Below are 21,459 nucleotides of genomic sequence, written 5' to 3'. Positions count from 1 at the left end.
ATGGTCAGGCAGCCGGCGTAGACGAGGCCCGTATCACCAGTTCAGGAGCGGGCCCGGCGATCACCGTGCGGCTGCGGTCGCCGGACAGGTGGGCAAACAACAGCTCCACCGCCAGCGACGCCACCCTTTCCAGATGCAGGTTGACCGCGGTGAGCGGCGGCTGCGCGCCGCGGGCGCGGATGCCGTCGTAGCGCGTGGCCACCAGCACGTCGTCGGGCACGCGCTTGCCCAGGCTTTGCAGGTGGGCCATCGCGCCCACCGCGAACGCATCCACCGGCGCGCACAGCGCATCGAGCTGCGGCATCTGCGCCAGCAGCTGCGCGCAGGCATCGGCACCGCCGGCTTCGCCGCGTTCCTCGGGCGCCTTGACGATATGGCAGGGCAGGCCGGCGGCCTGCGTGAACTCGCGATAGGCGCGCTCGGTTTCCACATATGACTGCCGCGGCGCGGCGCCGATCATCAGGCCGATATGGCGGCGGCCGCGGCCGTGCAGGTGTTCCAGCAGCAGGCGCGCGGTTTCGGCCGATTGCAGGTCGACGCAGGGCACCGGCGTCTCGGTCAGCGGCTCGCGTCCGATCGACACGATACTGACGCCGCGCTCGCGCAGCCGCGCGATATGCGGATCGGCGGCAATCGGCTCGATCACGATGGCGCCGTCGATATCGAGCGTATCGAGCAATCCGCTGGCGCCTTCCAGCGGCGGCACCAGCACCACGCCAAGCCCGCGGCCCATCGCCGCTTCCGCCGCGATCGCCGCCACTTCCATCATGAAGCCCAGCCGCGACGTCCCGCCCGCCACCGCGAACGGCATCGACGACAGCAGCGCGATGCAGTTGGCGCGGCCCGACTGCAGCCGCTGCGCGCGCACGCTGGGCCGGTAGCCCAGTTCCGCCGCGATGCGCTTGACCCGCGCGCGCGTGGCGGGATCCAGCACGCCGCGGTCGTTCAGCGCGTGCGAGACCGTGGTCAGCGACACGCCGGCGGCGCGGGCGACGTCGTGAATGGTGAGGCGGCGGGGGCGGTCTGGCGTGGAATCGGTCATGCCGGGTTTGAGCTGGGAATCAGCGGGAGCATACATCAGCGGTGACGGGCAGGTCAGCGGCGCGCGCCCTGCCTGGCCGGCGCCGACGACAATTCCTTCCAGTGCTCGCGCGTGAAGGCGTAAAGCGTCTCCAGCGCCGGCGACAGCGAGCGCGCGGCCATGCGCGCGATGCCGTAGCGGCCGCAGCGGCGCGGGTCGGGGGGCATCTGCACTTCCGCCATCAGGCCCGCGGCGCGTTCCTGCCGCGTGATCGACAGCACGCCGAACAGCAGCGTATCGGTGGCCAGTGTCACGCTGCGCAGCATGTCGAGGTTGTCGCAGTGCAGGGTGAAGAGCTTGTCGGGCGCGGCCTCGGGCCCCCATAGCTCGGCCAGCTGGCGGCTGACGATGGTGCTGAGCGTGGTGGTCGCCACCGGGTAGGCCCGGATCGCCTCGATATCGATGCGGCGCTTGCGCAGGATCGGATGGCCGGCGCGGCACACGAGGCCGGCTGGCAACTCGCCCAGAGGTTCAATGTCGACATCGTCGGCGGCGCGCAGTACATAAGCGTCGCCGACGATGGCGTCGATGGTCTCGCGCCGCAGCGCGTCGAGCAGCGCGTTGGTGGCGCCGGTCTCGGTGCGCACCTTGATGCGCGGATGCGCCTGCGCCATGTGGATCAGGAACGGCGTCAGCAGCAGCGCGGCCGGCGCTGGCGCCACGCCGATCGTCAGCGAGCCTTCCTCGCCCCCGCGCAGCAGCTCCAGGTCGCGGCGCAGCTGGCGTTCCTCCAGCCGCATCCGGCGCGCGCGGTCGGCCACCAGTTCGCCGAACACGGTCAGGCGCGCGCGCCGAGCGCCGCGGTCGAACAGCGGCGCCTTCAGCTCGTGCTCCAGCGCGCGGATGCTGCGGCTCAGCGCCGGCTGGGTCAGGTGGACCGCGCGCGCGGCCTCGGAGAAGGTGCCGTGCTCGACGATGGCGAGCAGGTGCAGAAGTTTCTGGGTGTCCATGCGGAATCCCATGCGTGTTGGTTATGGGAGCGGTTCGATATTTGCATTTGAATCATACATCGGCGCTCCCTATGATGACCGGAACACAAGAGCGGGCCGGTGACAGCACACACGGCACCCGCCATCCACCGTCCATCGGAAACCGGAGACATCATGCTCAAGCTGTTTATCGGCCTCGGCCTGCCATTCATCGGCGTCATCGGGCTGCTGCCCTGGGTGGCGACCGTCGAGCGCTTCGTGCTCGGCGTGCCCTTTATCTATGCCTGGATCTTCGCCTGGTTCGTGCTGACGTCGGGCTGCATGCTAGCGTGCTGGCTGCTGTACGACCGCCATGCCGCCGACGCGGCCCATGAAGCGTGAGGGAGAGCAGCCATGACCACAGCGGTATTCCTCGGCTTTATAGTCTTCTCGCTCTATCTCGCCATCCGCTCGAAGCAGGGCCACGGCGCACAGAGCGTGCATGACTTCTTCGTCGCCTCGCGGCAGTTCGGCGCCTACCTGGTGTTCTTCCTGGCGGCCGGCGAGATCTACAGCATCGGCACCATGGTGGGCTTTCCCGGCGGCATCTATGCCAAGGGCCCGACGTATGGCGTCTGGTTCCTCGGGTACATCCTGCTGGCTTACCCGCTCGGCTATTTCCTCGGGCCGAAGATCTGGCAAGCCGGCGCGCGCTACAACGCGATCACGCTGCCTGACCTGTTCAAGGGCCACTACGGCAGCCGCGCGCTCGAGCTGATCGTCGCCGGATCTTCCATCCTGTTCCTGCTGCCGTGGGGCCAGCTGCAGTTCACCGGTCTGGTGGCGGCGCTCAAGGGGCTGGGCTGGGAGTTCGATCCCGTATACCTGGTGCTGATCTCGGCGGCGCTGGCCTTCACCTATATCGCCATCTCCGGCGTGCGTGCGTCGGCCTACATCGCCATCCTGAAAGACATCCTGATGGTGGTGGCGATCGTCGCCACCGGCGTTGCGGTCGGCTGGAAGGCCGGCGTGGGCGATGTCTTCCATGCCGCCAGCCTGCAGGTCAGCAACCAGATGAACGACACGCAGCTGCGTTTCTCGATGAGCACCATGCTGTTCCAGGCGCTGGGCTTCTACGTGATGCCGTTCGCGGTGCAGAACTTCTTCACCGCCAAGAGCGCCAACACCATCCGCCGCACGCAGGTGGCGATGCCGCTGTACATGCTGATGTACCCGTTCCTGGTGCTCGCGTCGTACTACGCGATTAGCCAGAACCTGCAGCTGGCCTCGCCCAATGAAGCCTTCTTCGCGGCGGCGGTGCGGCTGCTGCCGGACTGGCTGCTCGGGCTGGTGACGGCCGGCGCCGCGCTGTCGGGGCTGCTGGTGCTGGCCGGCATCTGCCTGGCGATTGGCCCGATCGTTACGCGCAACCTGCTGCCGGGCATGCCCGAGCAGCGCCAGAAACAGGGCGCCAAAGTAGTGATCGTGGTGTACCTGGTGCTGTCGATCGCGATGACGCTGGCCACGCCCAACCTGATGCTGACGCTGATCAACACCACCTACTACGGCGTGACGCAGTTCTTCCCCGGCGTCATCGTGATCCTGTTCTCGCTGAAGGTGCGGCCGATGGCGATTGCGCTCGGGATCCTTAGCGGGCAGGCGCTGGCGATCGCGCTGTACGCGCAGCAGGCCGATTTCGGCGGCATCAACCTCGGCCTGGTCAGCCTTGCGGTCAACCTGCTGGTGACCGTGGTGGCGAACTACACGCCGCGCCTGGCGCGCGTGCAGCCGGCCTGATCCTTACGACTCATGCAACCAGTGATGACCCACAACGACACGGCGCGCACGCAGGTATTCGTCGCGCGCAAGATCCTCACGATGGAAGTGGCTCAGCCGGAAGCGACCCATGTCGCGGTACGCGACGGGCAGATCCTTGCGGTCGGCGGCGCGGCGGAGATGACGCCATGGCCTGACGCGGTGGTGGTCGACACTTTCCGCGACAAGGTACTGATGCCCGGCATGATCGAAGGCCACTGCCACCTGATGGAAGGCGCGATGTGGGACGCGGTCTATGTCGGCTACTTCGACCGCCGCGATCCCGATGGCAGGCTTTGGCATGGGCTGCGCAGGCTGGACGAAGTCATCGAACGCCTCGCCGATGCCGCCGGCAGGCTGCAAGACCCCGACTCGCCGCTGCTGGCGTGGGGTTTCGATCCCATCTACTTCGGCACCGCGCGGCTGTCGGTGCGTGAGCTGGATCGCATATCGGCGACGCGGCCAGTCGTGGTGATGCATGCCAGCGTGCACCTGATGAATGTCAATTCGGCGATGCTGGCATTGGCCGGCATCGATGAAGACACCGACATCGACGGCGTGCACAAGGACGCGGGCGGCAAGCCCACCGGCGAGCTGCAGGAGTTCGCGGCGATGTTCCCGGTGCAGCGCGTGATCGGGCGCGGCCTGTCGCTGGCTGCGGCGGAGGACGCGGAGGCGGTGCGCCGCTTCGGGCGTGTGGCGCAACTGGCCGGCGTGACCACGGCGACAGACCTGGTCAACGACCTCTCGGCCAGGGGCCTGGAAACGCTGCATGCGGTGACGTCGGATGACGGCTTTCCGCTGCGCATCGTGCCCGCGTTCGCGCCGCAGCGCGACGCGCGGGGCGGGCCGGCACGCGTTCAGCAGGCCGCCGCCGCCGGCTCCGACAAGCTCCACTTCGGCCCGGTCAAGTTCATCGTCGATGGCTCGATCCAGGGCTTTACCGCGCGGCTGCGCGCACCCGGCTACGCCGGCGGCCAGCCCAACGGCCTGTGGCTGATCCCGCCCGAGCAGCTGCTGGACGCGTTCGCGCCGTTCCACCTGGCCGGGCTGCCGCTGCACATCCATACCAACGGCGACGAAGCCACCGAGGTCGTGCTCGACACCTTGGAAGCGCTGCTGTCGCGCCATCCGCGCGCCGACCATCGCCATACGCTGCAGCACTGCCAGCTTGCCGATGCGGCGCAGCTGGCGCGGGCGAAGCGCCTGGGGCTGTGCATCAACTTCTTCGCCAACCACCTGTACTACTGGGGCGATGCCCATGCCACGCAGACCGTGGGCCCGGAGCGCGCTGCGCGCATGAACCCTGCGGGCACCGCGCGGCGCCTCGGCATTCCGTTCGCGATCCATTCCGATGCGCCGATCACGCCTTTGAACCCGCTCTTCACCGCCTGGTGCGCGGTGCAGCGCCATAGCGCCTCGGGCCGCGACATGGGCGAGGCCGAGCGGCTGACGGTGGCGGACGCACTCCATGCGGTCACGATGGGCGCGGCCTACACGCTCGGGCTCGACCATCGCATCGGCAGCATCGCGCCTGGCAAGCTGGCCGACTTTGCCGTGCTGGAGGACGATCCCGCCACCGTGGATCCTGCGCAACTCAAGGATGTGCGCGTGTGGGGCACGGTGCTGGGCGGCCGCGTGTTCCAGGCGCCTGCGCGATGAACGCCCGGCCTCCGATCCCGCTGGCCGTCGTCGGCGGCTACCTGGGCGCGGGCAAGACCACGCTGCTGAACCGGTTGCTGGCCAATGCGCAAGGGCTGCGCATTGCCGTGCTGGTGAACGACTTCGGCGAGATCAATATCGACGCCGCGCTGATCCGAACGCGCAGCGACGATGTGATCCAACTGGAGAATGGTTGCGTGTGCTGTTCCATCGGTGGCCGGCTGGCTGAGGCCTTGCTGGCAATCGCCGACCGCGACGTGCGGCCCGACCTGCTGGTGATCGAGGCCAGCGGTGTGTCGGACCCGCAGCGCATCGCACAGATCGGCCTGCTCGATCCGGCGTTCCGGCTCAACGCGGTGCTGGTGGCGGTGGATGCCGCCGCCGTGCATGACAGCCTGGGCGACCCGCTGGTCGGCGAGATGGTGCGGCAGCAGATCGCGGGAGCATCGGTGGTGGCGCTGACCAAGACCGACCTGTGCGCTGCCGGTGGCGCTGCGGCAACGACCGGGACCGTCGGTACGCTTGCGCCGCGCGCCACGGTGCTGGAAGCGTGCGATGGCGACCTGCCTTTGTCAGTCTTTATCGACGCAGCCATGCCGACACCGGCCGGCATCGGCTTGCTGCAGTCGCATGCCGGCTGGCACGGACCTACGCTACATGCCGGCATCCGCAGCATTGCCTACCAGACCGGCCGCGCCTTCGACAAGGCGCGGCTGCGCCAGGCACTGTTGAAGCTACCCGTGCGGTTGCTGCGTGCGAAGGGCCTGGTCAGGCTGGCGGCCGATCCGCGGCTGCACGAGGTACACGTGGTCGGGGGCAGGATGCGGATACGCCCGATGGTGCACGGCGAAGCTGGCGAATCTGCGATGGTCTTCATCGGCGCCTTAGATGCCGCGGGAGCGGATGCCATTTCCGCCAGCATGGAGTCGGCACTGGCCTGAGGCAGAAGGGCTCAGGCATGGAACTCACACTATCCAAACGTCTCCGCATAAAGAGCCACCAGCCAGTCGACGAACACACGCACGCGCGGAGACAGTTGCCTGTGATGCGGATACAGTGCCGACACCGGCAGGTCCGGGCTGGGCCAGTCGCTCAGGACCTCCACGAGCCGCCCTTCGCGCAAGGCGTCGTCGACGTGGAAACGCGGCACCTGGATCAGCCCGCAGCCGCGCAAGGCGGCCACGACATAGTTCTCGGCATCGTTGACGGACATCCATCCGGCCAGTGAATACGACTGGAGTTGCCCATTGACGTGCAGCTCCACCGGATAGCCGGGCGCGCCGCTACGCGAGAAGAATTTCACGACTTCGTGCCGGGAGAGCTGGTCGGGATGTTGCGGGGTGCCAAACGCCTTCAGGTACGCCGGACTGGCGCACACGACCTGCGGCATGAGCGCCAGGCGCCGCGCAATCAGTGAAGAGTCTCGTGGCGTACCCGCGCGGATGACGCAATCGACGCCTTCCCGTACAAGATCCACCAGACGGTCGCCGCCGGATACCACCAGATCGATGCGCGGATAGCGTGCGCGGAATTCGTCGATGCGCGCCAGCACGATCTGCGTGGCGTGGGTACCGTGCATGTCGACACGCAAGACGCCACGCGGATTCGCCGCCACATGCTGCAGAGCCGACTCGGCGTCGTCGAGTTCAGCCAGCAGGTGGACGCAGCGCTCGTAGAACGCCTGGCCGTCGAGCGTCGGCCTGACCTGCCGCGTCGTGCGTTCGAGCAACCGGACCCCGAGCCGCGTCTCGAGCGCCTTGATGGCATGGGTGGCGGTGGCGCGCGGCATATCGAGAGCCGCCGCAGCGTGGCTGAAACTGCCCAATTCGACAATGCGGGTGAACAGTTGCAGGGAATCGAAGCGGTCCACGGGAAGGCAATTGTTGAGGCTGGTTGAATTGATATGGCGATTCTGCACCATTTATCTAGCAGAGGCGAACAACCACAATTGGCTTCAACGGCATGTCGCCTTGTCCCTCCTGGAGCCTTCCCATGAACACCCTGACTACGAACACCAACAAAGCGGCCATTGTCACCGGCGGATCGCGCGGCATAGGCCGGGCCGTGGCCCTGCGTCTCGCGGCCGACGGCTTTGCCGTTGCGGTCGGCTATGCCGGCCATGTGGCGCACGCCAGGGACACCGTCGCGGCGATCGAAGCGGCCGGTGGCCGGGCCATCGCGATCCGGGGCGATGTCGGAAGCCCCGATGATGTAGCCCGGCTTTTTGAGGAAACAAAGGCGGCATTCGGCGGCATCGACGTGGTCGCCAACTGCGCCGGCGTGATGCCGCTGGCACCGATCGCGCCCGGCAGCCTGGCCGACTTTGACAAGGTCATTGCGACCAACTTGCGCGGCACGTTCCTGGTGCTGGCTCAGGCGGCCGAAAACGTCGGCGCGGGTGGACGGATCATTGCGGTATCAACCAGCGTCATCGCCAGGTCATTCCCGTCCTATGGGCCGTACATTGCGTCCAAGGCCGGCGTGGAAGGGCTGGTCCGCGTACTGGCCAACGAGCTGCGCGGGCGCGGCATCACCGTCAATGCCGTTGCGCCGGGACCGGTGGCCACCGAGCTGTTTCTCGATGGCAAGAGTGCGCAGCAGATCGACCAGATCGCGCGGCTCGCTCCGCTCGAACGGCTCGGGACGCCCGAGGATATCGGTCGCGTCGTATCGTTCCTTGCTGGCGAGGATGGTGGCTGGATCAACGGGCAGGTGCTGCGCGCAAACGGGGGATTCGCATAAGCCGCCGCGCCGCACCCCTGCAATCCTCGTGGCGCACGTCAGGTATGGAACTCGCCGGTGGGAGCATCCGAAGCAGGCGGCCGCTCCCAGCCGCTGCGCTCGAATTCCGCGATCACCTGCGCGCCGAGCAACAGCAGCGTCGCCGCGATCTCCAGGCTCAGCAGCACCACGATCGCCGTGGTGAGCGAGCCATAGACCCGCCCCACCTGCGACAGCGTGGTGAAGTACCACACCAGCGCATGGCGCGAGATCTCCCACAGCACCGCGGCAAGCACCGCGCCGCACAGCGCATGCCGCAAGGACAGCCGGCCGACCGGCATCACCATGTAGATCGAGGTCAGCATCAGGATCTCGCCCAGGAAACCGAGCAGGTAAAGGAGCGTGGTGGAAAGCCGGTCGAGCGACCAGTCATGGCCCAGTACTTCCACATGCCGTTCGCCGATGGCGATCAGCCCGCCCGAGACGACCGTCACCAGCAGCAGCCCCAGGCTCAGCACCGCGATATAGCAGTAAGGCAGCACCGCCGAGATCAGGAAATGCCGGCGCCGGATCGCGACGCGATGGACGAAGATCACCGACATGGCGTTTTCCAGCACGGTGAACGCCAGCGAACTGAAGAACAGCATCGTGCCGAGCAAGACCCAGCCGACCGTGGCGCGGGTGCGCAGGAACGACGCCAGCTCGGGCACCAGCGCGCGGGACTGTCCGGGCACGACCCACTCGAGGTAGCGTGCCAGCGTCGACAGCAACAGCTGCGGGTCGATCACATGCGACAGCGCGATCACCATCAGGATCAGCAGCGGCACGATCGACAGCAGCGCGTAGTAGGCCACCGCTCCGGCCAGCAACAGGCCCTGGTTCGCGCGGAACTGGACCAGCGTGCGCCACATGAAGCGCCCCGGATGACGGAGCAGGTCGCGGACGCGGGCGTCGAGAAGCTGCATGGGGGGCACCGAGAGGGCAGGTGCCGACATTATGCGTCGGCGGGCGCCCGAGTGCCCGGCCCGCGGTGCCGGCGGCGCCCGCGCCGCGCCGGCTTGCCGCCGCGCGGAATCAGACCTTGATGTCGATGGTCTGGCCCAGATGCGGCGGGTTGCTGGCCGCGACCGGCTGGGGCATGGCCTGCAGCAGTGCAGTCACGCCTTGTGCCTGCATGTCCAGCGACTTGCGCAGCATCAGCAGGCTGACCGGATTGGCGCCCGGATCGCCAGCCAGGCCGGCGGTAACGTTGGAGATTTCCATGAAGAGGGTTTCCTTGGCGAAGGTGGGGAGAGACGGCGGGATGACCGCCAACACCCAATGACGGCCGCGGCCGCCCAACCTTGAGCGCCGCGGGCACGGGCGACATTCCTATGGGTTATCCATGGGTTATCGCCCCTACGCCAGCGGCGCCTCCGCCGGCACCTGCTGCGCGCCCGCCGCCCGCCGCAGGCAATCCAGCATCGCCGCCACGGCGGCGCGCGACTCGCCGTCCGCGCGCCAGTACATCGACACCGAGCCGAACCCCGCCAGCCGTAGCGGCACGATGCGCAGCGCGCCCAGCTCTTCGAGCCGGCGCGCGGTGCGGTGCGAAGCCAGCCCGACCATGTCGCTGTTGTTGAACAGGGTCAGGTTCAGCACGGTGGAATTGCTCTCGACGCAGTCCGCCGGCAGCGCGCGCCCGGCGCTGGCGAGCGCGCCTTCCAGCGCATTGCGGATCGGCGTGCCGCGCGGCCAGACCACCCAGCGGTGGCGGTACAGGTCTTCCCACGCCACCTTGCCGCCCTGCAGCAGGGGGTGCCGTGGCCGGGCGACGAAGTGGATGGGCTCCATGTAGAGCGATTCGGTCCGCATCTGCGCATCCTGCAACTCCGGCGCCGAACGGCCCACGACGATGTCCAGCTCGCTGCGCGCGAGCTGCCCCATCAGCCGGTCCATGGTGGTTTCCAGCAGCCGCACGCTGGCGCGCGGCATCTGCTGCAGCAATTGCAGCGCGGCCAGCGGCACCGTGTCTGCCGCCGAGGCCCCGGACGTGCCCACCACCACCAGCCCGCTGCCGCCGTCGCGCATGGCCTGCAGGTCGTCGCGGGCGGTGTCGAGCTGGGCCTCGATCCGGCGCGCGTGCTCGATCAGCGACTCGCCGTAGGGCGTGGGCCGCAGGCCGCGCGCCTGGCGCTCGAACAGCGGCAGGCCGATATCGTCCTCGAGATCCTTCAGCCACTTGGAAAGCCCGGGCTGGGTGGTGTTCAGCATGGCGGCGGACTGGCTCATATTGCCGGTCTCGGCCAGGCTCAGCAGCATCTGCAGGTTGCGCAGGCGCAGTCTCTGGGTCCAATCCATGGGTGTGACCTATACGGTAAATCGTATCGATAAGATGAAAACTTCATTTCAAATCTTATAGGGCGCGGCGTATAACGACAACACACAGACGGTGCGCAGTGATACAGGCACCCACCTAAAGCGCTCTCAAAACGCCCTGTACGAAGTTACGGAGACAGCATGTCCGAGCACACCCCAGACCCGGCCCGCGTGGCCTACTACGAAGAAATCGGCCGCAGCCACATGACCCCGCTGTGGGAGTCGCTGCACGCCCTGGTCCCGCCGCAGCCGCGCCCGCAGATCGTTCCCGCCATCTGGAAGTACGCGCAGATCCGCCCGCTGGTAATGCAGGCCGGCGGCGTCATCAGTGCCGAGGAAGCAGTGCGCCGCGTGCTGGTGCTGGAGAATCCCGGCATCCCCGGCAAGTCCAGCATCACGTCCACGCTGTACGCGGGCCTGCAGCTGATCCTGCCGGGCGAGATCGCTCCCAGCCACCGCCATACGCAGTCGGCGCTGCGCTTTATCGTCGAAGGCAAGGGCGCCTGGACCGCCGTCAACGGCGAGCGCACCACCATGCATCCCGGCGATTTCATCATCACGCCGTCGTGGACCTGGCATGACCATGGCAACCCTGCCGTGGAAGACGGCGGCGAGCCGGTGGTGTGGCTCGATGGGCTGGACATCCCGATGGTGCAGCAGTTCGACGCCGGCTTTGCCGAGAACTACCCCGAGTCGCAGCAGCCCGTGACCCGCGCCGAAGGCGACAGCTTTGCCCGCTTCGGCCACAACATGGTGCCGGTGCGGCACCGCGTGACCGATCCCACTTCGCCTGTCTTCAGCTACCCGTATGCCCGTTCGCGCGAAGCGCTGGACCAGCTCTACCGCAACGGCGAACTCGATCCCTGGGACGGCGTCAAGCTGCGCTATGTCAACCCGGCCACCGGCGGCTGGCCGATGCCGACCATCGCCACCTTCATGCAATACCTGCCCGCGGGGTTCCAGGGCAAGACCTACCGCAGCACCGACGCCACCGTGTACAGCGTGGTGGAAGGGCGCGGTACGGTGCGCATCGGCGATGCGCAGTTCCAGTTCGAGCCGCGCGACGTGTTCGTGGCGCCGTCGTGGGCGCCGGTGCAGCTCGGCGCGCTGGAAGACGCCGTGCTGTTCAGCTATTCCGACCGCCCGGTGCTGTCCGCGCTGAACCTGCTGCGCGAATCGCGCACCTGAACCCGACCACCCCGACTACCCTGACCAATGCCGCCGCGCGCGGTGCCGGCCGGCACCGCCGTGCCGGCGCTCACCCGACAGATCCCTGGAAGCCTTGACCATGTCCTACGTCTTCACGCCCCCCGCCACCGTTGCCATCCCCGTTGCCGGCAGCGATGACCAGTTCGCCGTGCGCCGCGTCTACTGCGTGGGCCGCAACTATGCCGCCCACGCCCGCGAAATGGGCTTCGATCCCGACCGCGAGCCGCCGTTCTTCTTCTGCAAGCCGGCCGACGCCATTGTCCCGGTGCAGGCCGGCACCACGCTCGACCTGCCGTACCCCGCGCAGACGCAGAACTATCACTACGAGGCCGAGCTGGTGGCCGTGATCGGCAAGGGCGGCTCGGATATCCCGGTCGAGCAGGCGCTCGATCACGTGTGGGGCTACGCCGTCGGCCTCGACATGACCCGCCGCGACCTGCAGATGAAGATGCGCGAGATGGGCCGCCCGTGGGAAATCGGCAAGGCCTTCGACGCCTCGGCGCCGGTCGGCCCGATCCACCGCGCCAGCGACATCGGCCACCCGCAGCAGGCCGGCCTGTGGCTGACGGTCAACGGCGAGACCAAACAGCGCAGCACCGTCGCCCACCTGATCTGGTCGGTGGCCGAGACCGTGGCCTACCTGTCGCAATTCTTCCGCCTGGAACCGGGCGACGTCATCTTCACCGGCACGCCCGAAGGCGTGGGCGCGGTCAAGGCCGGCGACACCATGGTCACCGGCGTCGACGGGCTGGGCGAATTGACCGTGCGCGTGGTCTGACTTCACGCCACGCACAGCACACAGGCAATCCGATCATGCAGCTCTACAGTTTCTTCAACAGCTCGACGTCCTATCGCGTACGCATCGCGCTGGCGCTCAAGGGCCTGCCGTACGACTACCTCGGCGTCAATATCCGCACCGGCCAGCACCGTGAGGCGGAGTATGTCGATGGTATCAACCCGTCCGCTTCCGTGCCCGCGTTGGTCGATGGCGACTTCACGCTGGGCCAGTCGTTCGCGATCATCGACTACCTGGACGCGCGCCATCCCGAGCCGCGCCTGCTGCCTCAGGATCCTGGGCAACGCGCACGCGTGCTGGAGCTGTCGATGCTGATCGGCTGCGATATCCACCCGGTCAACAACCTGCGCGTGCTGCGCTACCTGCAGGACACGCTGAAGGTCACGCCCGGGCAGAAGGACGCCTGGTACCGCCACTGGATCGTCGAAGGCATGGCCGGGGTGGAGCGGCTGCTGGCACGCCACGGCCACGGCAGCTGGTGTTTCGGCGATGCGCCCACACTGGCCGACGTCTCGCTGGTGCCGCAGGTGGCCAACGCGCTGCGCATGGGCTGCGACCTCGGCCGCTACGAGCGCGCGATGGCCGTCTACGCCCATGCCAGCGTCCATCCCGCCTTTGCCCAGGCCGCGCCCGCGCGCCAGCCCGATTACACCGCCTAAGCACCGCCTAAGCACCGCCTGACGCCAGCGGCGCAGGCCAGGAGACAGACATGAGCAGCACCCTCAACGCGACCAATAACGCGACCGGCAAGGTCCTCATCATCGGCGGCGGCATCGGCGGCCTGGCCGCGGCGCTGGCGCTGGCACGCCAGGGCATCCGCATCGAACTGCTGGAGCAGGCCGAGCAGATCGGCGAGATCGGCGCCGGCATCCAGCTGGCCGCCAACGCCTTCGCCGCGCTCGATGCGCTCGGCGTGGGCGAGGCCGCGCGCGGCCGCGCCGTCTTTACCGACTACCTGAGCCTGCGCGACGCCATCGACACCAGCGTCATCGCGCAGGTCGATGTCGGACAGGCGTACCGCGAGCGCTTCGGCAACCCGTATGCGGTGATCCATCGCGCCGACATCCACCTGTCGATCCTGGAAGCGGTGCAGGACCACCCGCTGATCACCTTCCGCACCAGCACGCGGGTCGAGCAACTGCTGCAGGACGACCACGGCGTCACCGTGATCGACCAGCATGGCGAGCACCACCGCGGCGACGCGGTGATCGGCTGCGACGGCGTCAAGTCCGCGATCCGCCAGGCACTGATCGGCGACGAGGCGCGCGTGACCGGGCACGTGGTCTACCGCGCAGTGGTCGACGTGGCCAACATGCCGCAGGACCTGCAGGTCAACGCCCCGGTGGTGTGGGCCGGCCCGCACTGCCACCTGGTGCACTACCCGCTGCGCGGCGGCCAGCAATACAACCTGGTGGTGACCTTCCACAGCCGCGAACAGGAAAGCTGGGGCGTGCGCGACGGCAGCAAGGAAGAAGTGCTGTCGTACTTCGAGGGCATCCACCCGCTGCCGCACCAGATGCTGGACCGCCCGACTTCATGGAAGCGCTGGGCCACCGCCGACCGCGACCCGGTCGAGCGCTGGAGCTTCGGCCGCGCCACCATCCTTGGCGATGCCGCGCATCCGATGACGCAGTACGTGGCGCAGGGCGCCTGCCAGGCGCTGGAAGATGCCGTGACGCTGGGCGCCGCGGTGAAAGCCGCGGATGGCGATTACGCCGCGGCCTTCAAGTTATACGAGCAGGCCCGCATCCCGCGCACCGCGCGCGTGCTCTATGCCGCGCGCGACATGGGCCGCGTCTACCACGCCAAGGGCGTCGACCGCCTGGTGCGCAACAGCCTGTGGACCGGCCGTACGCAGGCGCAGTTCTACGACGCGCTGCAATGGCTGCACGGCTGGCGCGCCGACAAATGCCTGAGCCCCACACCCTGGCTGTAAAGCACTGAACGCGGCCTTCTTTCCGCGCTGAAAACCCTGATAGCGAGCTGGCCGCCGACGAAGCCGCCGGCCCTCTCTCGCCCTGAATCTGGCAACAAGGAGGAGACACCATGCCTGCCAGCCAACCGCTCAACGTCACCGCGTTCATCGACCGCCAGCCCCTGTCGGCGTTCCAGGTGACCATCGTCGTACTGTGCTTCCTGATCGTTGCCGTCGACGGCTTCGATACCGCCGCGATCGGCTTTATCGCGCCCGCCATCCGCGCGGAATGGCAGCTGACGCCGGCACAGCTCGCGCCGCTGTTCGGCGCCGGGCTCGGCGGCCTGATGGCCGGCGCTTTCCTGTTCGGCCCGCTCGCCGATCGGTTCGGCCGCAAGGGCGTGCTGGTGCTGTCGGTGCTGTTCTTCGGCGCGGCCAGCCTGGCTTCGGCGTGGTCGCAAGACCTGTGGACGCTGGTGCTGCTGCGTTTCCTGACCGGGCTTGGCCTCGGTGGCGCCATGCCCAACGCGATCACGCTGACCTCCGAGTTCTGCCCGGACAAACGCCGCTCCTTCCTGGTCACCACCATGTTCTGCGGCTTCACGCTGGGCTCCGCCTTGGGCGGCCTGGCCTCGGCCGGGCTGATCGACGCCTTCGGCTGGCGCTCGGTGCTGGTCGCCGGCGGCGTGCTGCCGCTGCTGCTGGCGGTGGCGCTGGTCTGGATGCTGCCGGAATCGGTGCGCTACCTGGTGATGACCGGCAAGTCGCGCGAGCGCATCGTCGCCACGCTGCAGAAGATCGCCCCGCTTGAAGACCTGCGCAGCGCCACCTTCGCAATCAGCGAGCAGCGCGCCACCACCTCGCCGGTGCGGCACCTGTTCCGCCCCGAGCTGCTGCGCGGCACGCTGCTGTTCTGGCTGACGTTCTTCATGAGCCTGCTGGTGATCTACCTGCTGTCGAGCTGGCTGCCGACGCTGCTGCGCGGCACCGGGCATTCGCTGCGCACCGCGGCACTGGTCACTACCATGTTCCAGGTCGGCGGCACCGTGGGCGCGATCGCGCTGGGCTGGCTGATGGACCGGATCAATCCGCACTATGTGCTCGCTTCCAGCTATTCGCTGGCAGCGGTGTGCATCGCGGCGGTGGGCAGCTTTGCGTCCGAGCCGGTTGCCGCGGGCATTGCGGTGTTCCTGGCGGGGTTCTGCATCTCCGGGTCGCAGGTGGGTGCCAATGCGCTGTCGGCCAGTTTCTATCCGACGGATTGCCGCGCGACCGGTGTGAGCTGGGCCAACGGGGTCGGGCGCATTGGCTCCGTGGTGGGTTCCGTGGGCGGCGCGACGATGTTGTCTATGGGGCTGGGGATGCCGGCGCTGTTCGTGCTGGTCGGGGTGCCGGCGCTGGTGGCAGGGATGTCGATGTTCTCGCTGGGAGTGGTCAGGCGGGAAAGGGCGGCGGAGAGGAAGCTGGCGGTCTGACCTGGCTGCTGTCCTTAAATATAGTGCCGGGGCATGTCTGGCGGGACGGACTGTGGCATTGCAGACCTCGTCGCCGGCGAAAGGAAGCGTGCTTGCGCATGGTTAGTTCGTGCCGATGCCAATGACGGCAGGGGTTCCAGCCGCGCCAGCAGATGCTGGCAGACGCGCATTCAATTCCCGGACTTGCTGCTGGACTCCCGGCGCTCCTCCACATACTCCTGGCAGCCCTCAACAAAGGTTTGGGAGTCGCCGGTGCAGTCGTTGGGATCTGAGATATCGTTGTCCGCCGCCCAGTAGTAGCCGGCTTCATGCCCAGAGCAGTCCTGCGCGCAGCGGGAACCTGAGAAACTTTCACCGCCGGCTTCGGCCTGCGTCGGGCGGGGCACGTGAGTGTCGAACCGGCGTTTCATTTCAGCGACGGCCACGCCTTGGTCGGCCGCAATGGCTGGCAAGAACTGGTCTCGGTAGGTTTCCCAGATAAGAACTTGCTCTTCGGGAGTGGCCTTTTCAAATCCAGCCTTGGCTTTGAACTTATTCCAGTCAAGCACAGCAGGGGAACGTGCCTCGGCTGACGCTGCCGCCGCTGATGCTGCGGAGCCTGTTGCGCTGGATCGCGCTAGATCAGCGGGCCGGTGGTCACATGCAGCGAGGCAAATCAGACTCACGGCCAACAGCCAAGCGTTCATTTTTCCCCTCGTCCTCAATCTTCGATCCTGGCCGGGATCGCAGCGACCCAGCCGAAATAGCGATCCGCAGCAACAGTAGCGGAACTCAAGGCCAAGACCGCAGACAACTTTTCGCATGCCGGCGGCAATGTTCCAGATAGGCGATCTGATGAATTGCCAGCAGCTCAATCACACTCTTCCACAGCCAGTTCGGAATATTCGTGGATCGCGACCGGGCGGAATGCATCGCTTTTCGCCACGCACGCCTGTCGTCTGCCCCTAGCTGGCGTGCGTGGGCCTTTCCAACGACCGCGCCCAGATAACGCGAGATTTCCATGGCCTCCCGGCGTGCGAGCTGCTCCATGTCGAGCTTCAGGTCCTGAGGCAATAGCTCCCGTACAACGACCGAACGTTCCAGGAGCCGTGCCGGGCACATGCGTGTACCAAGGAATGGCGAAAGATGAACGGCGCCGGCAACAACACGTTCAGCGTTGTCGCGAGGCATCTCTGCATTCCTGACCCGAGGCGCGTCGGCTGAAACGCCTTCCTTTATATCTATAAGGCACAGATCGTCCCCATCAAGCATCTCACCGTCGACGTCCAGCAATACGGCATATCGCAGCCGTCCAAGGGAACTGCAGCCTTTCACCCAGTACGCGGCGTCCAGGACAGACACGTCGCATCCATTGAGACGACTTTTCAGGCACGTGGCCAGCGCGGCCAGCTTGCTTTGCTCAAACAACGCCTTCAGTGCCTTGCGCTCCGCACTGCCAAGGGGCCAGAATCGCCTGCCTAGCGGTATTGCCGGAGTGGTATCACGGATTCGCTCCCGGGCAAGTTGCTGCGATGTCCGGTGCAAGGCTTTTCTTACCGTAACCTTGAGCGAAGGGGGCATTTCGCTAATGTCCTGGCGCTGCGCACCAGGGCCGAAGGCACTCTCATAGCCCTCGGCCAGCGCCTCCATCATCTGCAGTATGGTGATGCCCGGCAGATCGGAGCCGCGCGCCGCCGTGGCGAGAGACAAAGCCAGTCTCAGCACGTCATGGATGGGATTGCCAATGACAGTCTGGTCGAGATCGCGGATCTGGATCTCCACTTTGCCGTCAGCAGCGGCCACTGGGCCGAGATTTCCGGTGTGGCAATCTCCGCAAATCCAGACAGAAGGGCCCTCGGGCAGGTTTGAGGCAGCGGTTTCATTCACCCATTCATAGAAGCGTGCGGTGCTGCCACGGACATAGGCGTGCGCTGAGGCGGCCATCTTACGGTGACGCCTCGAAGTGAGAAGGGCTGTCCTTCTCCGAGCCGTCTTGGGCGGGACGAAAGTTGGCAATTTAGCCCCCATGAATATATGAGCGGTCGGTCGCGGCCCCAATTTGCCTTCGTTGCTTTCGTCCTCTGAGACCATCGTCGCCAACGGGCAGACCACCGGACAACGCTGACTATGAATGGTGGCATCTCCTGATGCCTAAATGTGTTCTAGGCGAGCGTGGGTGATCTGTCTGTCGGACAACCTCTCACCTTCGCGTCGGCGCCTCGCTCAGCGAAAAGGCGCCACGCGTCTCGCCTGCCCAGCTCCCCGGAACTCTTAGCCATGGCGGCAGGAAACGCTGGTGCGTGGCAAGCCTGATTCGGTGTCAGCCCACGTCAATCACCCGCCCCGGGCACAGGATCAGGTTCGGATCCAGCGACCGCTTGAGCAGCCGCATCAACCCAAGCGCCTCAGGTGTGCGCGAATGCCCGAGGAATGGCTTCTTGTGCGTGCCGATGCCATGCTCGGCGGAAATGCTGCCGTCGAACTCGCGCACCGTGGGGTAGAGCACCTCGCTGATCTCATGCTCGGGAAAGTCCTCGGCCGTCGCGCCGGGAAGATAAACGCTGACATGCAGGTTGCTGTCGCCCACATGGCCGAAGTTGACCAGTTCGGCGTGCGGCCAGCGCGCCAGCACAGCCCCGCGCAGGCTCTCGGCGAAGCGGCCGATCTGGCCGATCGGCAGGCTCACGTCGTAGGCGGCATTGGGCGCCCACATCACCGGGAACTCGGCGACCGCGTCGCGCAGCTTCCAGAAGCTCTCGGCTTCCTTCTCGCTGGAGGCCACCGCGGCGTCGCTGATCAGGCCGGCTTCCATCGCCGTTTCCAGCATGGATTCGAAGGCCGCGCCATCCTGTTCGGCATCGTTGCCCTGCAGGTCCACGAGCACATAGAACGGCGAGCCTGCCGGCAGCGGCGCGCGCACGCCGGGCACGCGTGTCGTCACCAGTTCATAGAAATCGGCCCACATCGCCTCGAATGCCGAGACGCGGCCGGACAGGCGGCGTTGCGCATGGCGCAGCAGCGCCACCACGTCTTCGTAGCTGCGCAGCGCGCACACGGCGGTCTGCGTGCAGTTCGGTAGTGGTGCCAGGCGCAGCACGGCGCGCGTAATCACGCCAAGCGTGCCTTCACTGCCGACAAATAACTGGCGCAGGTCGTAGCCGGCGTTGTTCTTCTGCATCTTGTTGAGCGAGCTGACCACGGTGCCGTCGGCTAGCACAGCCTCCAGCCCGAGCACCTGCTCGCGCATCATGCCGTAGCGGATCACGCGGTTGCCGCCCGCATTGGTGGCGATATTGCCGCCGATCTGGCAGCTGCCGCGCGCGCCCAGGTCCACCGGAAAGAGCCAGTCCGCCGCGCGCGCGGCATCCTGCGCGGCCTGCAGCGTGGTGCCGGCCAGCACGGTCATGGTGCCGGCCTGCGCATCGATCTCTTCCACGCCGCGCATGCGCTCGAGCGACAGCACCAGTTCGCCGCCGGCAGGCGTGGCGGCGCCCGCCAGGCCGGTCAGCCCACCTTGCGGCACCACCGGCTGCCGGTGGCGGTTGCAGATGGCCAGCACCGCCGACACCTCGGCCGTGCTGCGCGGCCGCGCCACCGCGAGCGGCGGCTGCGGGTCCAGCGGCGCGTACCAGTCCTTGCGGAAGCGGGTTTCGATGGCATCGCCAATTTGCAGGCCGGCGGGATCGAGGACGCCGGCCAGTTCGGCCAGCAGGGCGGAGGGGTCTTGCACGGGTGCCATCGGGGTCTTTCCGGTTAAGGGAGTCGGTAGAGTTGCGAGAGCGGGGAAGAGGGCTCAGGGGCAGCGGAGAATGCTAGGGCAAGGCCGCGCACGATGATAAGAGCCAATCGGCGCCGGCACGGTGGCACCACGCCTCGCGCCCCGGCTTCACGTGCTTATCTTATGCACCGCTCCATGCTTCGTTGTTGATGCGCGCGCTGAACTCGCGCGGCGGCTGGCGCGTGCGGGCCAGGTGCTCCAGGGCAGGCTCGATGACTTCGGCAAGCTTGTGGAAGGCGGGGCCGATGTCACCCTCCGGCACGCAGGCGTAGCCCAGCAGCAGCCCCTGCCGTGCCCGCTGCTCGTCGCTGTAGTAGCGCGACAGCGGACGTGCCGACAGGCCCTGCGTGCGCGCCGCCATGCTGATGCCGAGATCGTCGGCGCCCGGCGGCAGGTGCATCACCAGGTGCAGCCCGGCCTCGTGCGTGGAAGTAGGCCAGTCCTGGCCGAAGCGCTTGGCGATGGCCTCGCGCAGCAGGCCCTGGCGCTGCGCATAGCGCTGGCGCATGCGGCGCAGGTGCGTGGCGTAATGGCCTTCCTCGATAAAGTCGGCGAGCACCGCCTGCTGCATCAGCTGCCCCTCGCGGAACAGTTCCGACAGGCCGGTGGCGAAATGCGGTGCCAGCGGCTTGGGCAGCACCATGAAGCCCATGCGCAGCCCGGGAAAGAGTGTCTTGGAGAAGGTGCCCATGTAGATCACCCGGTCGTGCTCGTCCAGGCCCTGCAGCGAAGCCAGCGGCCGCCCCTCGAAGCGGAACTCGCTGTCATAGTCGTCCTCGACGATCCACGCGCCGCGCTGCCGCGCGTATTCCAGCAGCATGCGCCGCCGGGTCAGGCTCATCACGGTGCCGAGCGGGTACTGGTGCGAGGGCGTCGCAAAGATAAAGCGCGGCGGATCCTGCAGCGTGGCGGCGTCGGGCGCGATGCCCTCGTCATCCACCGGCACGGGAATCACGTCGACGCCCGCGTTGGTCAGCAGGCTGCGCGTGCCCCAGTAGCCCGGGTCCTCCATCCACGCCTTGTCGCCCGGATCCGCCAGCAGGCGCGCGATCAGGTCGATGGCCTGGTGGATGCCGGTGGTCAGGATAATCTGCTCGGGCTCGCAGCGCACCGCGCGCGCCAGCCGCAGGTGCTCGGCCAGCACGCGCCGCAGCGGCATATAGCCGCCGTGGTGGGCGTAAGTCAGCAATTCCGGACGCGGATTGCGCCAGTGCTTGTTCAGCAGCCGGGCCCAGGTCGCATGCGGAAACAGCGAAACATCGGGCACGCCCGCCATGAAGGCGCCCCATTGCCGGTCCGACGCACCGGCATTGGACACGAGATGCATCCCGCGCCGCGACAGATCGAAGCGGTTCGAGTTTTGCTGCACTGCAGGCACAGTCGTGGTGCCAATCCCGGCACCGGCCTTGTGCAATGCACTATGGTCGGGAAAAGTCTGCGAGACAAAGGTGCCACGTCCGGTCGATGCGGTGACATAGCCTTCCGCCAGCAACTGCTCATACGCGTACAAAACGGTATTGCGGGAAACCCCAATCTCAGCCGCCAGCAGCCGCGACGCGGGCAGCTTGCTGCCCGCGGAGATAGAGCCAGCAAGGATTTCCTGACGAATCAGCTCATACAGCTGGCGGTTCATATGCGTCCCGTTGCGCTCCGCCTGCGTCCCTGCCGGACGTTCCAGCCGCTGCAGCAACAACTCGGACAGAATCGTTTCCTTCAAAGTGGCTCCAGCAAATATCGTGAATATGGACCTACCTATGGTACC

20 protein-coding genes are annotated in these 21,459 nt (G+C 67.0%); 10 read left to right on the top strand and 10 right to left on the bottom strand.

Annotated elements, in window-relative coordinates:
• Window positions 1-4: 4 nt before the first annotated feature.
• Together E1J61_RS17160 and E1J61_RS17155 are read right to left on the bottom strand one after the other, a co-directional pair.
• Complete coding sequence (locus E1J61_RS17160; RefSeq protein ID WP_133095237.1) at window positions 5-1,042, bottom strand: substrate-binding domain-containing protein; 1,038 nt, start codon at window positions 1,040-1,042, stop codon at window positions 5-7.
• 53 nt (window positions 1,043-1,095) lie between these two features.
• Window positions 1,096-2,031 (bottom strand): LysR family transcriptional regulator, encoded by a 936-nt coding sequence (locus E1J61_RS17155; protein WP_133095236.1) that lies wholly within the window; start codon window positions 2,029-2,031, stop codon window positions 1,096-1,098.
• A 153-nt stretch (window positions 2,032-2,184) separates the two neighbouring features.
• On the opposite strand from E1J61_RS17155, the gene E1J61_RS17150 reads away from it, so the two are divergent.
• The 4 genes from E1J61_RS17150 to E1J61_RS17135 are packed head-to-tail and all read left to right on the top strand — an operon-like array spanning window position 2,185 to window position 6,407.
• On the top strand, window positions 2,185-2,391 hold the full coding sequence (locus tag E1J61_RS17150) for a DUF3311 domain-containing protein (protein ID WP_133095235.1): 207 nt from the start codon (window positions 2,185-2,187) through the stop codon (window positions 2,389-2,391).
• Window positions 2,392-2,403: 12 nt separating this feature from the next.
• Entirely contained in the window at window positions 2,404-3,786 is a 1,383-nt protein-coding gene (locus tag E1J61_RS17145) for a sodium:solute symporter (RefSeq protein WP_133095234.1), read from the top strand.
• 24 nt (window positions 3,787-3,810) lie between these two features.
• Window positions 3,811-5,466 (top strand): amidohydrolase, encoded by a 1,656-nt coding sequence (locus E1J61_RS17140; RefSeq protein WP_133095233.1) that lies wholly within the window; start codon window positions 3,811-3,813, stop codon window positions 5,464-5,466.
• Window positions 5,463-6,407 carry a GTP-binding protein gene (locus E1J61_RS17135; RefSeq protein WP_133095232.1) on the top strand — a complete coding sequence of 315 codons (945 nt, stop codon included), beginning with the start codon at window positions 5,463-5,465 and terminating at the stop codon, window positions 6,405-6,407. Before E1J61_RS17140 ends, E1J61_RS17135 begins: the two co-directional genes overlap by 4 nt.
• Window positions 6,408-6,436: 29 nt before the next feature.
• On the opposite strand, the gene E1J61_RS17130 is transcribed toward E1J61_RS17135, so the two are convergent.
• Window positions 6,437-7,336, bottom strand: a complete 900-nt coding sequence (locus E1J61_RS17130) for a LysR family transcriptional regulator (protein WP_133095397.1) — start codon at window positions 7,334-7,336, stop codon at window positions 6,437-6,439.
• Window positions 7,337-7,458: 122 nt separating this feature from the next.
• On the opposite strand from E1J61_RS17130, the gene E1J61_RS17125 reads away from it, so the two are divergent.
• A complete protein-coding gene (locus E1J61_RS17125; RefSeq protein WP_371704307.1) occupies window positions 7,459-8,208 on the top strand; it encodes an SDR family oxidoreductase in 750 nt (249 codons plus the stop codon).
• A 38-nt stretch (window positions 8,209-8,246) separates the two neighbouring features.
• Here E1J61_RS17125 and E1J61_RS17120 read toward each other — a convergent pair whose 3' ends face one another.
• The 3 genes from E1J61_RS17120 to E1J61_RS17110 form a co-directional block, all read right to left on the bottom strand.
• The gene (locus tag E1J61_RS17120; RefSeq protein WP_133095230.1) at window positions 8,247-9,152 is read right to left on the bottom strand and encodes a YihY/virulence factor BrkB family protein; all 906 of its coding nucleotides are present in this window, start codon (window positions 9,150-9,152) and stop codon (window positions 8,247-8,249) included.
• A gap of 109 nt (window positions 9,153-9,261) precedes the next feature.
• Window positions 9,262-9,450: a YjfB family protein gene (locus tag E1J61_RS17115; protein WP_133095229.1), complete on the bottom strand. Its 189-nt coding sequence runs from the start codon at window positions 9,448-9,450 to the stop codon at window positions 9,262-9,264.
• A 135-nt stretch (window positions 9,451-9,585) separates the two neighbouring features.
• A complete protein-coding gene (locus E1J61_RS17110) occupies window positions 9,586-10,527 on the bottom strand; it encodes a LysR family transcriptional regulator (protein ID WP_133095228.1) in 942 nt (313 codons plus the stop codon).
• Window positions 10,528-10,686: 159 nt separating this feature from the next.
• Between E1J61_RS17110 and gtdA the strand changes: the two genes are divergently transcribed.
• The 5 genes from gtdA (at window position 10,687) to E1J61_RS17085 (ending at window position 15,940) form a co-directional block, all read left to right on the top strand.
• Complete coding sequence (gtdA, locus tag E1J61_RS17105; RefSeq protein ID WP_133095227.1) at window positions 10,687-11,733, top strand: gentisate 1,2-dioxygenase; 1,047 nt, start codon at window positions 10,687-10,689, stop codon at window positions 11,731-11,733.
• A gap of 100 nt (window positions 11,734-11,833) precedes the next feature.
• Complete coding sequence (locus E1J61_RS17100; protein ID WP_133095226.1) at window positions 11,834-12,532, top strand: fumarylacetoacetate hydrolase family protein; 699 nt, start codon at window positions 11,834-11,836, stop codon at window positions 12,530-12,532.
• A gap of 35 nt (window positions 12,533-12,567) precedes the next feature.
• The gene (gene maiA / locus E1J61_RS17095) at window positions 12,568-13,209 is read left to right on the top strand and encodes a maleylacetoacetate isomerase (RefSeq protein ID WP_133095225.1); all 642 of its coding nucleotides are present in this window, start codon (window positions 12,568-12,570) and stop codon (window positions 13,207-13,209) included.
• Window positions 13,210-13,259: 50 nt separating this feature from the next.
• Window positions 13,260-14,486 carry a 3-hydroxybenzoate 6-monooxygenase gene (locus tag E1J61_RS17090; RefSeq protein ID WP_133095224.1) on the top strand — a complete coding sequence of 409 codons (1,227 nt, stop codon included), beginning with the start codon at window positions 13,260-13,262 and terminating at the stop codon, window positions 14,484-14,486.
• Window positions 14,487-14,596: 110 nt separating this feature from the next.
• On the top strand, window positions 14,597-15,940 hold the full coding sequence (locus E1J61_RS17085) for an aromatic acid/H+ symport family MFS transporter (RefSeq protein WP_133095223.1): 1,344 nt from the start codon (window positions 14,597-14,599) through the stop codon (window positions 15,938-15,940).
• Between the two features lie 170 nt (window positions 15,941-16,110).
• Here E1J61_RS17085 and E1J61_RS37835 read toward each other — a convergent pair whose 3' ends face one another.
• From E1J61_RS37835 to E1J61_RS17065, 4 genes are all read right to left on the bottom strand, one after another.
• Complete coding sequence (locus tag E1J61_RS37835) at window positions 16,111-16,488, bottom strand: hypothetical protein (RefSeq protein ID WP_205751607.1); 378 nt, start codon at window positions 16,486-16,488, stop codon at window positions 16,111-16,113.
• 223 nt (window positions 16,489-16,711) lie between these two features.
• Window positions 16,712-17,947 (bottom strand): DUF2252 family protein, encoded by a 1,236-nt coding sequence (locus E1J61_RS17075; protein ID WP_133095395.1) that lies wholly within the window; start codon window positions 17,945-17,947, stop codon window positions 16,712-16,714.
• Window positions 17,948-18,239: 292 nt separating this feature from the next.
• Window positions 18,240-19,658 (bottom strand): FAD-binding oxidoreductase, encoded by a 1,419-nt coding sequence (locus tag E1J61_RS17070; RefSeq protein ID WP_133095222.1) that lies wholly within the window; start codon window positions 19,656-19,658, stop codon window positions 18,240-18,242.
• A gap of 160 nt (window positions 19,659-19,818) precedes the next feature.
• The gene (locus tag E1J61_RS17065) at window positions 19,819-21,414 is read right to left on the bottom strand and encodes a PLP-dependent aminotransferase family protein (RefSeq protein WP_207951222.1); all 1,596 of its coding nucleotides are present in this window, start codon (window positions 21,412-21,414) and stop codon (window positions 19,819-19,821) included.
• Window positions 21,415-21,459 lie beyond the last annotated feature (45 nt).

This window comes from Cupriavidus sp. L7L (genome assembly GCF_004353535.1).
GTDB classification, from domain to species: Bacteria; Pseudomonadota; Gammaproteobacteria; order Burkholderiales; family Burkholderiaceae; genus Cupriavidus; species Cupriavidus oxalaticus_A.
Note: the sequence above shows the minus strand (reverse complement) of the source record. Positions and strands in the feature narration are given on the sequence as shown.

Bases quoted from the DNA above. Each gene is read 5' to 3' on its own strand.
- E1J61_RS17160 (WP_133095237.1), bottom strand. From the start codon at position 1,042: ATGACCGATTCCACGCCAGACCGCCCCCGCCGCCTCACCATTCACGAC.
- E1J61_RS17135 (WP_133095232.1), top strand. From the start codon at position 5,463: ATGAACGCCCGGCCTCCGATCCCGCTGGCCGTCGTCGGCGGCTACCTG.
- E1J61_RS17085 (WP_133095223.1), top strand. From the start codon at position 14,597: ATGCCTGCCAGCCAACCGCTCAACGTCACCGCGTTCATCGACCGCCAG.
- E1J61_RS17120 (WP_133095230.1), bottom strand. From the start codon at position 9,152: ATGCAGCTTCTCGACGCCCGCGTCCGCGACCTGCTCCGTCATCCGGGG.
- E1J61_RS17090 (WP_133095224.1), top strand. From the start codon at position 13,260: ATGAGCAGCACCCTCAACGCGACCAATAACGCGACCGGCAAGGTCCTC.
- maiA (WP_133095225.1), top strand. From the start codon at position 12,568: ATGCAGCTCTACAGTTTCTTCAACAGCTCGACGTCCTATCGCGTACGC.
- E1J61_RS17125 (WP_371704307.1), top strand. From the start codon at position 7,459: ATGAACACCCTGACTACGAACACCAACAAAGCGGCCATTGTCACCGGC.
- E1J61_RS17155 (WP_133095236.1), bottom strand. From the start codon at position 2,031: ATGGACACCCAGAAACTTCTGCACCTGCTCGCCATCGTCGAGCACGGC.
- gtdA (WP_133095227.1), top strand. From the start codon at position 10,687: ATGTCCGAGCACACCCCAGACCCGGCCCGCGTGGCCTACTACGAAGAA.
- E1J61_RS17145 (WP_133095234.1), top strand. From the start codon at position 2,404: ATGACCACAGCGGTATTCCTCGGCTTTATAGTCTTCTCGCTCTATCTC.
- E1J61_RS17100 (WP_133095226.1), top strand. From the start codon at position 11,834: ATGTCCTACGTCTTCACGCCCCCCGCCACCGTTGCCATCCCCGTTGCC.
- E1J61_RS17150 (WP_133095235.1), top strand. From the start codon at position 2,185: ATGCTCAAGCTGTTTATCGGCCTCGGCCTGCCATTCATCGGCGTCATC.
- E1J61_RS17075 (WP_133095395.1), bottom strand. From the start codon at position 17,947: ATGGGGGCTAAATTGCCAACTTTCGTCCCGCCCAAGACGGCTCGGAGA.
- E1J61_RS17070 (WP_133095222.1), bottom strand. From the start codon at position 19,658: ATGGCACCCGTGCAAGACCCCTCCGCCCTGCTGGCCGAACTGGCCGGC.
- E1J61_RS17110 (WP_133095228.1), bottom strand. From the start codon at position 10,527: ATGGATTGGACCCAGAGACTGCGCCTGCGCAACCTGCAGATGCTGCTG.
- E1J61_RS17115 (WP_133095229.1), bottom strand. From the start codon at position 9,450: ATGGAAATCTCCAACGTTACCGCCGGCCTGGCTGGCGATCCGGGCGCC.
- E1J61_RS17140 (WP_133095233.1), top strand. From the start codon at position 3,811: ATGACCCACAACGACACGGCGCGCACGCAGGTATTCGTCGCGCGCAAG.